The organism is Sulfuriferula multivorans, from assembly GCF_003851125.1.
Taxonomy (GTDB): domain Bacteria; phylum Pseudomonadota; class Gammaproteobacteria; order Burkholderiales; family Sulfuriferulaceae; genus Sulfuriferula; species Sulfuriferula multivorans.
Window position 1 is genome coordinate 50,273 of sequence record NZ_BGOW01000005.1, and the last position, 12,873, is coordinate 63,145.

Consider the following 12,873-nt stretch of genomic DNA (forward strand, 5'->3'; position numbering starts at 1 on the left):
CAGCTATGGGTGTTCAGGCCGCATTATTTCGGAAATCCCGGTAAGCTGACGCCAACCGTAACGCGAAAAAAAGAACTGCCATCTCCTCCAGAACCTCTGGATACGGGTGCGTTCCTGCCATGGCAGCAAATGGTCGATGAGATCATGATTACTGGCCTGGAGCATAGCCAGGCGCGGCAAGAATGCCGGCACGGAAATGATGACAAGTCCGACTATTCGCAGGCGTATTTCCTGGGTATGCGGATTGGCTCGCATTGCTGGATCGCCGACGACGTTAATGTATTTCGTCACGCTTTGCTCCTGACTGCTTGTTGACTTGACGCCCATTCACGAAAGTCTCGTCAAGCGCCTGAACCGTACCTGCAGTTTCGGTTATCACCCTTGAATAGAGGGCGCTGTAGGCGAGTACCCCCCTTCTTGCACCGAAAGCTTGATGTATGGCAGCACTGCGAGCAGCACCCCGACCGTCCAGGCCCGCCCCCTTTTGCAACAGGTGCCGTAACACTGCGGCGATGCCGCCCGCGCTGGGTTCGCAGTAGCTGACATCTTCAAGGTACTGGCGAAAGTCGACCAGGCCGGGCACTTCAGTCAGCAGCGCAGGCAAACCCACCGCAAAGGCTTCCAGCGTCGCAATCCCCAACCCTTCAAATTGAGACGGCATCACATACAGTTCTGCGGCGTGCAGGACAGGACGCACGTCATCAACCGCACCGATAAACCGGATACGGTCAGCAATGCCCAGTCTTTCTGCCAATACGCGCTCGGGCGCCCCTGGCTCTTCCAGCCCGATATGCAGATAACGCCAGGGAAATTCCGTACAGCGCGCCAAGGCTTCGATAAGCGCGGTGTGGTTCTTGACCACCGAGCAATTGCCCACGCTCACCAGCGCGTATTCGTCAGGCCGAACACCAAATGCGGCGCGCGCCGCCGCGCGCTCTTCTGGCGTGACCGGATGAAAATGCGCGCTGTCGAACCAGTTCGGAATAAGCAACGGTGATGTGCCGTACAACCTGCGCTCGGTCTGCTCCACACCCGGAGCGATGGCGATGAAACGTACCCCCAGCCGTTCCGCCAGACGCCGCTCGAACCCACGGCGCATACGTAGCCATCCGCCAAAATTAAAATTGTTGTGCACCGTGCGGACCAGCCTTCTGAGTCCCGCCATGCGCGCAGCCAGCACGTAACCGATGAATCCGCGTTCGGAATGCATGTGTACCAGGTCGAAACCAGAACGCTTGGCAAAACGCGCCACCGCCATAAAAAATGCAGGTGAACGGGCAAATGGAATATGGTGAATACGGTAGCCCGCCGCTTCCAGTACAGGAGCATACGGTCCGACGGTTTCGCCGGTTGCAAGCAGCTCGCATTCAACACCGTTTTCACGAAATAGCGGCGCAGCGATACGCAACATGATCTCGGCGCCGGAAGGGCGTAGCTCGTTGAGAACATGCAGCACTTTCACGCGGCCACCTCATTGGGTAATTCCGCTGGCATGACGCCCGCATCCGCCAGCACACGGCGATAGTGTTCAAGATAGACTTGTGTGACTGCAGATGAAGAGAAATGCATACTGGCCCTGACACGCCCTTGAGTGGAATAGCGCGCATACAGTGCGGGATCGGCCAGGATTGTGAGGAGCGCTGCGGCTATTTTTTCCGGCGACCGGACGTCTACCAGAGCCCCCCCTCCATCGTCAGTACCCAGTACCCAGGCCACTGCGCCGCTATCCTGCCCAGCCACGACGGGCAAACCTAGCGCCATCGCTTCGGCAATGGTCATGCCGAAGGATTCTTCCAGAGCTGGGTGCAGCAGGATGTCCATCTCAGCCAGCTCATGCATCGTCTGGGCGTGAGGGACCCAACCATGAAAGATGAACGCCTCTTCCATGTGATGCTCAACAGCCCATGACCAGGCACGTTCACCCGGCCCGTAACCCGGACCGTAAAGGTGCATTCTGGCGCCTGGATAAATGGCGCGAATGCGCTTCATTGCGAGCATGCCGGGTTCTGGATTTTTTATTGATGTCCAGCCGTTCAGCAACATGGCGATCCGGGGCTGGCTGGCCTGAAAATCTGGCGCAGAACGTGGACGACCTGCCTCAAATACCTTATCCGGAAGCGGGTTCGGCACGACACTGAGGGGCGCACGCGTCATGCCGCGCAGCGCCTCGACCAGGTAAGGCGAGACCACCGTAGCGTGTCGGGCCCGGCGGAGCACAGACTTTGCCATTAAAAGCCTGCCCACCCGATAGAGGTCGCGCTGCATGTTCAGAATGGCCCAGGGCGAATCGTGGCAAGTCAGTAAACACGGCAAACCAGTGTCCAGCGCAGCAGCAGCAAACTCATATGTCCAATGCGCATGGACGATATCCGGGCTTTCTTGGAGAATCGCATCTGTCAGCGCATGGCGCTCAAGCGCGAAGAAATCCAGCATCCGTCCCCTTGCACCCCGATCCGGGCGCAAGCTGTGCCGCCGCCGTGGCACATAGTGCACTGTGAAGCGATGTCCCCGCGCAATCACCCGGTTCTGTCGCCGGGGTACCAACGCTGGGTCAGTCGTAAACGCTGAGACCTCATGCCCGTTCCCGATCAGCGCTTCGATTAGCGTGACCAGCAGTGATGCACCTTTCATCTCACGCGGAAGATGGCTCGTATCACCATCAAGCAGATGTTCGATATCGGGTGTACTGAGCGGCCCTGCAATCCCTATGCGCATGAGTTTTTACCTGCCAGCCATACCTTGCAGCATACCCAACCGCTTTCAGGACAATGCCTTTGGTGGCGGGCATCGAACCCGGCAAGCTGCATATGAAGTTGCGTTGCTTGACGGCGCATCATGCGCTGCGGTCGCGACAAACCCTCCGATTCGATGGCAAAGCCACGCATACCCTCACCCTGCAAGGCATAAATAACCCGCTTGACGATGCGGGTGGCTTTGATCTGACAGAAGATGAGTCTCATGGTCACGCGTTTGCGACGATGAAATCCTGATATGCAACAACCAAGCCACTTTGCATGGTGGTGGTGGCCTTCCAGCCCATGGCGTTCAGGCGCCCGACGTCCATCAGCTTGCGCGGGGTGCCATCGGGCTTGGTGCTGTCGAAGACGATCTCGCCCGCGAATCCCACTACGTTTTTGACCGTTTCCGCCAGTTCGCGAATGGTAAGGTCGTGGCCGACGCCGATGTTCATCAGCGGTGGCAAGCCGTCGTTGCGGTCCTGCCCCAGCAACGGGACGAACTGCGCATCCGGCAGGTTCATCAGATAGACGCAGGCATCGGCCATGTCTTCGCTATAGAGAAACTCGCGGCGCGGAGTACCGGTGCCCCACACGGTGACGGTGGAGGCGTTGTTGACCTTGGCTTCGTGAAACTTGCGGATCAAGGCGGGAATGACGTGGGAATTTTCCGGGTGGTAGTTGTCGCCGGGACCATACAGGTTGGTGGGCATGACGGCCAGATACTGCGTGCCGTACTGGCGGTTGTAGCTCCAGCACATCTCGATGCCGGCGATCTTGGCCAGGGCATAGGGGCGGTTGGTGGGCTCCAGCTCGCTGGTGAGCAGGTGTTCTTCCCTCATCGGCTGTGGCGCCAGCTTGGGGTAGATGCAGCTCGACCCCAGGAACAGCAGGCGCTTGACGTTATTTTTATAGGCGGCGTGGATGATGTTGGTCTGGATGGCGAGGTTGTCGCGGAGGAATTCAGCGGGATAAGTGTTGTTGGCGTGGATGCCGCCGACTTTGGCCGCAGCCAGAAACACATAATCCGGTTTTTCGGCAGCGAAAAAAGCTTCGACTGCGGCCTGGCTGGTGAGATCCAGCTCGGCGTGGGTACGAGCGAGGCAATGCTCAAAGCCCTTGGCATGCAGGTTGCGGGTGATGGCAGAGCCGACGAGACCACGGTGACCGGCGATGTAGATTTTCGCGGCCTTGTCCATTGCGGCATTACTCATGGTAGTCGTAGGCGGCGAAGCCATGTTTTTTAACCAGCTCGTCGCGCTCGGCACTCTTGAGATCTTCACGCACCATTTCAGCCACCAGGTCTTCAAAACTGGTTTTCGGTGTCCAGCCGAGCTTTTCCTTGGCCTTGGTGGGGTCGCCAAGGAGCGTTTCCACCTCAGTCGGGCGGAAGTAACGCGGATCCACCTTGACGATGATTCTGCCGCTGCGGTCGGTGCCTGTTTCATCAATGCCCTTGCCTTGCCAGGTGATCTGCATGCCCAGCTCCTTGGCGGCAGCGTTGACGAAATCACGCACGCTGTACTGCACGCCAGTGGCGATAACGAAGTCTTCCGGCTGCTCCTGCTGCAACATTAGCCACTGCATTTCAATATAGTCCGCTGCATGCCCCCAGTCACGCAAGGAGTCCATGTTGCCAAGGTAGAGACAGTCTTGCAGGCCGAGCTTGATACGGGAAAGCGCCCGAGTGATCTTGCGGGTGACGAAGGTCTCGCCACGGACAGGGGACTCGTGGTTGAACAGGATGCCGTTACAGGCGTAAAGACCATAGGCTTCGCGATAGTTGACCGTTATCCAGTAGGCATAGAGCTTGGCGACGGCGTAGGGGCTGCGCGGGTAAAACGGGGTGGTTTCCTTCTGCGGAGTTTCTTGCACCAGCCCAAAGAGTTCGGAGGTAGAGGCCTGATAAAACCGGGTTTTCTTTTCCAACCCGAGGATGCGGATGGCTTCAAGAATCCGTAGCGTCCCAATACCATCCGCATTGGCGGTGTATTCGGGCGTATCGAAACTGACTGCAACGTGACTCATGGCGGCGAGATTATAGACCTCGTCGGGCTGGACTTTCTGGATAATACGAATGAGGTTGGTGGAGTCTGTCAGGTCGCCATAATGCAAAACAAAATTACGGTTGGAGACATGAGGATCCTGATACAGGTTGTCAATACGATCGGTATTGAACAGGGAGGCACGGCGCTTGATGCCATGGACGACGTAACCTTTTTTGAGCAGGAAATCCGCCAGATAGGCGCCATCCTGCCCTGTGATGCCGGTGATAAGAGCAATTTTATTCATTAGTTATAAGTCCAATAAGTTTACATGATAAATTTGGTCATCTTCGTCGGCTCTGACGCTTGCTGAGCTTGGCGGATAGCAACGAAAATCGGTGATGCAAACGTGTGATTTTTCTGTTCCTGCGTATGGCTTATACAAAAATTTCAAGGCACGCTGAGGTTACCTGGCTTGCCTAACTTTCCGATTAAACGAGCCTGGCCAGCACTATTGAGCGCATCCATCAAATCATTCACAAAGCGATCCTGCAAAGCAAAGGCACGCGTATCATCCGGGTCAATGGAAGAAATCCTAAACAGCAAACCGTCCGGAATATTGCCAGTCAACCCATACTTCAATTGCGCCAGCCTCCATTGCAATCCATCTAGCGCCACCTGGTCACCTACAGTCGTCCAGTAGGTAATGGGCTCATGTCGTGCACCTTGCGTTGCAACCAGCCGTTTTACAGGGATTGCCTCATTAATTTTGTCGAGAGGCAAAGCCCCTTTGGCCGTATTGAATATTTGAAAGCCTTGTGCCGGATAGCAGACCTCAGGCTTATGCACTTGCAACCCATCACTCTGGTTACCTCCATATGCAATGGAAAGCATGATTCGCTCACCCTTGCCATTGACATAGGTGCGCGCCAGCGTTTGGCTATAAATTTTGTCTATCACTGCCTGCAACTCTGGATTGGTCACTACCGGCATAGCCTTTTCATCCAGACGCCAATCACCGAATTGCTTGGGGACCAGCGTTTCCAGGTTGATTTTCGAATTGTCGTCGGCAATTTTGTGGGTCGGTTTCATCGCCCAGGCCAAGCCCGCGCCCAGCAAAAGTACCAGACTGATAATCAGGGATTTAATGGAAATGGATTTCATGCCCGCACATTTCTTGGGCGATCCGGGAGGAAATAACCCAGCAAACCGTCCAGCCCAATCAGAAACAATAAACCGGCTATAAACAGCATGATGCCGGCAAAACCATGGAGAAAGCCCTGACCGGCTTCGTCACCGAGGTAGTAAGTGATCAGGCTCAATATCAGCACCCTCAGCATATTGGCGAGAAAGGCAACAGGCCAGATGGATAGCAGTAGTAGAGCGATGCGCAGCTTGCTGGTGTGTTGCATGATGTAGAGGTAAAGAATCCCCATCGCAGACAGTGAGAACATGGAATTCAGCCCGGAGCAGGCGTCCGCGACCAGCAACTGATAGGTACCGATGGTAAGCACAACGCCGTTACGTGCGACCGGGTAACCTGCTACATAAAGCAGTTGTTCCACCAGCACAGAAATGTAATATTTAAGCGGCCCGGTGGCCGCATCCACAATAGAGCTGGGAAGTGGGATCATGAAAACCATGAACAACAGCGGAAACCAGAGTTTTACAACCGCCTGACCGCCTCGCATTAGCTGCAACACGCCAATCAGAATGATGATTTCCGAGCCAATTTCAAATAACAGAATATTTTGGGAACGCCCCACCGCATAAACCAGTACACCCAGAAACAGGATGCCTGCACCGAGCACGGGCTGAGTGACGATCGCCTCTGTTAGCAGCACTTCCCTTTTTTTCCAGAAAAACCACAGCGCGACTAACAATACGATCGGGCCGTGGGCACCCTCTTCGCTCTTCCACAGCGTGCGATCGAGATCGTAGTAAGTGGGTAAAAACAAGACCAGAATACCGGTCAGGATAGGCAGCCACTCAAACAGCCGAGCCTGCCAGTCCAGATTACGCCGATGCGGCGCTGTCGATGAAGGTGCGTGCATGGTTAGCGCTCGTTAAGAAGCGTACCGACGATTTGCGCGCCGCTGCCAAATAATGCATCACGGATTCGTTCGATTTCATGGTAACGCGTTTGATGGGGTTGGGCGACGACCAGCACGCCACCCGCCAGTACTGACAAGGTCGCCGCATCGGTATGGGTATCAAACGGTGGGGTGTCGATCAGCACCACGTCATAGTCCTGACCAATGCTGTCCAGCAATACGCGCGTGCTGCCACGGCCTATGAGTTCCGCCGGGTTGGGTGGAATGGTGCCGGCCGGCAAAATGGACAAGCTGACAAAATCATCCATACGCACAATCGTTGATTGGCCGCCTCTGCCCGCCAGAATATCAGCAAGACCTGTACGCTGCTGTTCCAAACCGAATATGTTGTGCTGGCGCGGATCGTGCAGGTTGGCATCGATCAGCAGGGTGCGCTGGCCAAGCTGCGAGAATACAATGGCCAGATTGGCGGAGACGTAGCTGGCGCCCATACCCTTGAGCGGTGCAATGATTGCCAGCCGCCGCCCTCCCAAACCAAACCAGCGCTGCATTAATTGATTGCGCAGTGCGCGAAACTGCTCCGCCATCGGGCTTAAAGGCCGATATGCAGCAACCAGCTCATCACTGTAGCCGCCTTCACCCGGCAGTAGATGGTCGCAGTCGAACTGGCTGGCGACTGCGTGCCGTATATCAACTTCGGTGACCAGACCCAGCTTGATGGCGGCCTCACCAAAACGAAGCTTTTCCCGAACCTGAAGTTCCAGTATCTGGTCGATATCGGCCAGTTTGAGTTTGCCTGCCTGAAACAGCAACCTGCCGATTGAGCCATTGAGGTCATCATTGTTTGCAAGCACGCTGGCGGGATTGGTTTGAGCCATATCCACCATATTTCCATGCAGGATATTCATCGCCATTCCTTAAGTCTGTCCGGGTAACAAAGCACGGAGATGGCCCATGCGAGACAGCCGGCTACGCCGCTGACTATCTGATGCTGGCTTGAGGGCCGCCAACACCGGGGCACCCAATATATCGACAAAATCTTCCTCGGATCGAAGACGCCGATCCAGCAATTCAATCAGCAAGGCAAACGCCATTGCCAACAGCAACCCAAGTGCAGCAGCCAAAACAATGTTCAGCAACAATTTTGGGCTGGATGCCTTGAGAGGGGGAGTGGCCGGATTTAACACAGCAACATCAGTCTGGTCTGATTTGCTTTCCATGCGCGTCTGGGTCGCACGCTGCAAAGCCATATCGTAGGCACGCTGGACACTTTCCACATCGCGCGCCAGCACCGAGCCTTCATCGCGCTGCTGCTTGAGTGCCAGCACCTTGGCTTTTTGTGCGGCCAGTGAAGCACGCAAATCACCCTCGCGTTGCTGCGAGACTCGCATGGTGGTATTGACGCCGGTTTGTGCATTATGCATTTCATGCTCAAGTTTGTTGCGCAATACATCCAGGTCAGCCTGGGCACGCAGGTACTCGGGATGGTTTTTACCCAGTTTTTCGGAAAGCTGTGCCAGCCTGCTTTCTCCTTGCGCAATATTCCCCTTAAGCCCCTGAATCAGTGGGTTGTTCACCACATCGGATAATTGATCCCCGGAGCGGCGATTACGAGATTGGCTATCATAGGTTTGTGCTTGTGCTACCACCAGCTGACTGGAGAGTTCAGCCAAACGCGCATTTTCCACATCCAGGCGTTCATCCACGGCGACGATGCCTTTTTTACGCTGATAGTCCGAAAGCCGTGTCTGTGCACTCTCCAACTTGTCGCGCAGTACCTTGATCTGCTCTTCGTACCACAAGTTAGTCTGAAGTGCCGGCTCCGTCCGCAAATCCAAGCTGGTCTTGATGTATGCCTGCACAAACGCGTTGGCAATCACGGCTGCGAATTCCGGATTGTTGGCGGTATAAGATACGCCAATCAGGTTGCTCTCACGCGAGGGCGTGATTTTCAGCTTGGCGATTAAAATACCCGCCAGCCATTCGCGAATATCGCCCTGCCCTTGCGCCGCTTCATTGAACTGCTGCTGCACCACCGGACTCTGGGCGAGTTTAAGGTTATCCACCACCTTCAGCCCTACATTCTGGCTGGACATAATACCTACCTGCGTAGCCATGTAACCTGGCACTAATTGGGCTGGCAACATGGTGCCGGTCAATGGATCGGCTCCTTTGGAATTCACCACCAAGGTACTGGTGGCGGTGTATTGCTTGGGTAGCATTACGCTGATGATGAGCGCCGCAGTCACCGTCACACCGAAGGTTGCCAGCATGAGCCACTTGCGCGCCCACAGTACCCGTAAAAATTGCATCATCGTCATTTTATTTATCGTCCGGCTAGTTTAAAGCAGGCTTTCTTGCACATAAATAACATCGTCAGGATGCACGCTATCCGATAGAGATGGTTTAATGATGATCTCCTTCCCATCCGCATCGCGCCTGCGTATTTCTATGCCGCGCTGGGTACCTCGTAGCGTCACGCCACCTCCGACGGACAATGCCTGCATCACACTCATTCCCCGCTCCAGCCGGAACGACCCCGGACGCTGGACCTCGCCGTAGATATAGAACAAGGGCGCACGAGGAACATAAATAATGTCTTCGTCGGCTACCGGCATATCCAGATTCGCCTTGCCGTCCAGGTAGAGGGCAAGCGTATCGATATTCATGTACTCGGCTTTACCTGTTTGTTTGTGGATCAAAACCAGAGTATCGGCGCCAGCCGGATTGATTCCACCCGCCTGTGCCAGAATATCCGTCAGAGTACTGGTATTTTCCAGCGGATATTTGCCGGGGCGATTGACCTGACCCAGTACGGATACCTGTTTGCTGCGGTATTGCGTGACGATCAAATTGACCTGCGGATTCTTGACGAATCCGCCTTTGAGCAGCTTCTCCGCGATGCGATTCTGCGCAGTAGTGGCCGTCTCGCCCGCAACATGCACGTCGCCGATCAGCGGAAAACTGATAGCACCGCTTTCATTGACCCGCGTGTCAAGAGTCAGGTCAGGCTGGTCATACACGGTGATACGCAAGATGTCCCCACTGCCCAGAAGATATTCCTTGGCCGAAGCTGGCATTGCGAAACCGACGACAAACAGAAGAATAAAAACCAGAAGTGCGCGCATAAGGCTCATACCAATTACTTCAAGAAGAAAGCGACTGTATCCAAAGTTTGTGACGTGCTGATTGCTTGCTCATGACAATTATTTTTTTAGAATTCACCGCGCACACTAATCTGAGCGCTGTTATAACGATATCCCAGCGAAGCTCCCCGGTTGGATGTTCGCTCGCCGGTCTGGAGAGTGGTGCTTACTATCACATTGCGCGTCGCCAAATATTTGATGCTTGCCTGCAGATTGGTCACGCTGTCTTGCCGAACCGGAGTTGTGCTGGGCACAAAACCTGGGTCGCCATCGAATTCAAGTTTATCCAGGCTGGCGCGCAGACTCAGTGTAGTTTTGGCTGATCCAAACCAGGTAGCGCCAATCGCCATGCCGTTGTTCAAGGTGTAGCTGGTGTTACTGTCGTCATAGGCGCCGATGTCACGGTATATCGCCAAGTTAAGCGCGGTCTTGCCGGTAGGAAACCAATCGGTGGACAGGCGTCCGGTAAAGCCGGAAAAATTGCGTCGCGGCACGTCGCTGTATGTGCGCTGGGTGTAGCCCAGTTTTGCCTGAAGCCGGGTTTTGCCAGTGGGCTGCAAGGTGACGCCGAGGCTTGGCGCCATCTGTTCATAGCTATTGTCTACCGGGGTCGTGCCAACGATCTGGCGATTCGGGTAATCCCCCTTACTGACATTGTTGCTCATCTCGAACAGAGTACCCATGCGGGTCTGGTATTGCAGCCCCAGCCCAAGGCTATCTTCGGTGAAATCGAGGACATTCTGGGTAGGTGTGGTATTAAACGTATGAGCAGCCACAGCATTGACCTGCCAGTGGCTGTCGAGCTTGACCGTACCGTTGAAAAACCGGCGGCGCTGGGTGCGGACGTTATTCACCTGCTGATTCAGGCCGTACAATGATCCCTGCGAGCGTACCTCGCTGACGCCGACGTCGCCATGCGCATTGTTCCCCACCAGCCAGCTCCACTGAAGGAGCAGATCACGACCGTCGTAGTTCAATTGTTTATAGGTATCGAAACGCGTCTGGCTGAGCTCGGCGCGCGCGCGGATTACCTGGCGGCTGAGCGGCAAATCGACGTTCATGCCCGCAGTGAGCGTGTGATATTGCTCGACCGTGCTGCCGTTGCCAGGGATAATAACGTCGTTTGCTACGCGAAACAGATTGCTGTCATGAACATAGTTGACGCTCGCATAGGGCTTGAATGTGTCGCCATCATCGGCATGCGCCGTCAATGACAGCATGCACAGGCCCAGTGCCGGATAGTAGCCGCGAGTATGTTTCACCAGAATTCCCAATGCCCGGTGTTCACAACCCAGAAACCCAACACGCCATTGGTCACGGCATGGGCGATGATGGGCACCCATAGCCGGGCGGTGTATATGTACAGCGCACCGTAAACCAGACCCGCGATCAGGCCGGCAAGCAACAGCGTGTGTTCCGAGGCAAACAATGCAGCGCTGAGTACCAATGCGCCGATCCCTGCGGCACCCGGCTGCACGGCAAGGAAATTCTTGTCCTTGATCCAGCGCATGATGAATGAACGCCAAAACAGCTCTTCGATGACAGGCACGATCAGGGCTGCTCCGGCGATACGCATGATGACTAGCGGCATATCCAACCGCCCCGACGCATCGATCGGTTTGAATCCGCTGGACGCCCCCAAACTCGCCCACGGCTGATCCAGGTTAATCCACAGCCAGAACACAATCACGCCGCAGCCCAAGGCCAATGCCCAGTCGCGCAAGCTCAACCTGCCAATGCCATCCAGTTCACGGTAATGACGCCAGCAATAGGCCAGACCTGCCCCCGCCGCCAGGATACGTAACGGGTATAGCCAGCGCGTATCAAATGCGGCAATCCAGCCGTGGTCGGTGAGGAAGGCGACCCCGCTCTCCCCTGCCAGTACCAGCATGTACAGGGCGAACGGAAGAATGCGGCAGTATGCTGGCGAGTGGATAAAACGCATGTCGAGTTTGAAGCGCCTATGCCTGACTTACTTCAGCCCGGACAATCCCTTTTCCATGGCATCCGAAGCAGCTGTGGCTGGTTTCGCAGGCGTATTTTTCACCGCTCCAGCAGCCGAAGCAGGCACGGCCGCGGGAGCAGCTACCGGTTTGGCTACAGGTGTTTTGGCGGCATAGACAAAGGCGCCGACATACTCGATTTTGGCTTTGTCATGCAGCCTCTTGAGCAGTGCTGTTGTCGCTTCGCGTCGTTTGCTGTTGGTCAGGTAAGCGGCAATGACCGGTTTGGCGGTCTCCATCGTCATGGGCTGCTGCTGGGATGCGACCAGTTGCACCACCAACACATTAGAGCCGTTCACTGTCACCATTGCCTGGCCATCCTGCATCTTGCTCAGACGCGGCAACAGATTAAGCGGCACCTCCTCCGCTTTTTTAACTCCGTTATTGACTCTGAACGGAATTTTCTCTGCCTTGAGCCATTCCACAAACGCATCGATTTGTTTGGTCGACCCGATTTTTTGACGAATCTCGGCAACGCGTCCGCCGCTTCCATCTATCAGCAACTCCTGGAAGCGATACAGGCGGCGATTGGCAAACAGTTCCGGGTGCTGGGTATAGTAATCCTTGATTTCCTGATCCGTTGGTTTAGGTAATTTGGAAAGCTCCTGATCCAGGTAGGCTTGAGTCAAAATCTGGGCGTGGGCACTTTCGTATGCAGCCACGACTTGGGGATTACGATCCAGTTTATCTTTCTTGGCTTGCTCGATCAGTAGCTGCTGATCCACCAGCCCGTGCAGCACCTCGGCAGCGGCTTGCTTGGCTTGCTCGGGTTTGAGACTCGGTGCGTGCGACAAAACCTGGTTGATCTGATGCACGGTAATTTCATCGCCATTTACTTTTGCGGCCACCTGGGTATCTTTTTCCTTGTTACCAGACTGATTGCCGCAACCAGCCAATATTACGGGCACAAGGGACACAACAAGCAAACTGGAAAATTTAACGTAGGGCAT

Annotated in this window: 14 protein-coding genes; all 14 read right to left on the reverse strand. The window is 55.2% G+C overall.

Features of this window, described 5'->3' with window-relative positions; all coding sequences use genetic code 11:
- Positions 1-3: 3 nt before the first annotated feature.
- The 14 genes from EI185_RS04510 to EI185_RS04575 all read right to left on the reverse strand — a co-directional run bounded on the left by EI185_RS04510 (position 4) and on the right by EI185_RS04575 (position 12,873).
- Entirely contained in the window at positions 4-291 is a 288-nt protein-coding gene (locus tag EI185_RS04510; protein ID WP_124703936.1) for a hypothetical protein, read from the reverse strand.
- Positions 275-1,462, reverse strand: a complete 1,188-nt coding sequence (locus EI185_RS04515) for a glycosyltransferase (protein ID WP_124703937.1) — start codon at positions 1,460-1,462, stop codon at positions 275-277. Before EI185_RS04515 ends, EI185_RS04510 begins: the two co-directional genes overlap by 17 nt.
- Positions 1,459-2,715, reverse strand: a complete 1,257-nt coding sequence (locus tag EI185_RS04520; RefSeq protein ID WP_124703938.1) for a glycosyltransferase family 4 protein — start codon at positions 2,713-2,715, stop codon at positions 1,459-1,461. Before EI185_RS04520 ends, EI185_RS04515 begins: the two co-directional genes overlap by 4 nt.
- The gene (locus tag EI185_RS04525; protein ID WP_124703939.1) at positions 2,706-2,960 is read right to left on the reverse strand and encodes a hypothetical protein; all 255 of its coding nucleotides are present in this window, start codon (positions 2,958-2,960) and stop codon (positions 2,706-2,708) included. The genes EI185_RS04520 and EI185_RS04525 overlap by 10 nt, the downstream gene beginning before the upstream one ends.
- A 2-nt stretch (positions 2,961-2,962) precedes the next feature.
- Positions 2,963-3,934: a GDP-L-fucose synthase family protein gene (locus EI185_RS04530; RefSeq protein ID WP_124703963.1), complete on the reverse strand. Its 972-nt coding sequence runs from the start codon at positions 3,932-3,934 to the stop codon at positions 2,963-2,965.
- Between the two features lie 7 nt (positions 3,935-3,941).
- Positions 3,942-5,027, reverse strand: a complete 1,086-nt coding sequence (gene gmd / locus EI185_RS04535; protein ID WP_124703940.1) for a GDP-mannose 4,6-dehydratase — start codon at positions 5,025-5,027, stop codon at positions 3,942-3,944.
- A gap of 143 nt (positions 5,028-5,170) precedes the next feature.
- Positions 5,171-5,884, reverse strand: a complete 714-nt coding sequence (gene epsI, locus EI185_RS04540; protein ID WP_124703941.1) for an exosortase-associated protein EpsI, B-type — start codon at positions 5,882-5,884, stop codon at positions 5,171-5,173.
- Positions 5,881-6,774, reverse strand: coding sequence for an exosortase B (gene xrtB / locus EI185_RS04545; RefSeq protein WP_124703942.1), 894 nt, complete (start codon positions 6,772-6,774; stop codon positions 5,881-5,883). Before xrtB ends, epsI begins: the two co-directional genes overlap by 4 nt.
- 2 nt (positions 6,775-6,776) lie before the next feature.
- Positions 6,777-7,682 carry a chain length determinant protein tyrosine kinase EpsG gene (epsG, locus tag EI185_RS04550; protein WP_189836284.1) on the reverse strand — a complete coding sequence of 302 codons (906 nt, stop codon included), beginning with the start codon at positions 7,680-7,682 and terminating at the stop codon, positions 6,777-6,779.
- Positions 7,683-7,691: 9 nt separating this feature from the next.
- On the reverse strand, positions 7,692-9,095 hold the full coding sequence (epsF, locus tag EI185_RS04555) for a chain length determinant protein EpsF (RefSeq protein ID WP_124703944.1): 1,404 nt from the start codon (positions 9,093-9,095) through the stop codon (positions 7,692-7,694).
- Between the two features lie 21 nt (positions 9,096-9,116).
- Positions 9,117-9,911: a polysaccharide export protein EpsE gene (gene epsE, locus EI185_RS04560; RefSeq protein ID WP_124703945.1), complete on the reverse strand. Its 795-nt coding sequence runs from the start codon at positions 9,909-9,911 to the stop codon at positions 9,117-9,119.
- A 77-nt stretch (positions 9,912-9,988) separates the two neighbouring features.
- Positions 9,989-11,182, reverse strand: a complete 1,194-nt coding sequence (gene epsL / locus EI185_RS04565) for an XrtB/PEP-CTERM-associated polysaccharide biosynthesis outer membrane protein EpsL (RefSeq protein WP_189836285.1) — start codon at positions 11,180-11,182, stop codon at positions 9,989-9,991.
- Positions 11,179-11,865: a CAAX prenyl protease-related protein gene (locus EI185_RS04570; protein WP_124703947.1), complete on the reverse strand. Its 687-nt coding sequence runs from the start codon at positions 11,863-11,865 to the stop codon at positions 11,179-11,181. Before EI185_RS04570 ends, epsL begins: the two co-directional genes overlap by 4 nt.
- Before the next feature lie 27 nt (positions 11,866-11,892).
- Positions 11,893-12,873 carry an EpsD family peptidyl-prolyl cis-trans isomerase gene (locus tag EI185_RS04575; RefSeq protein ID WP_124703948.1) on the reverse strand — a complete coding sequence of 327 codons (981 nt, stop codon included), beginning with the start codon at positions 12,871-12,873 and terminating at the stop codon, positions 11,893-11,895.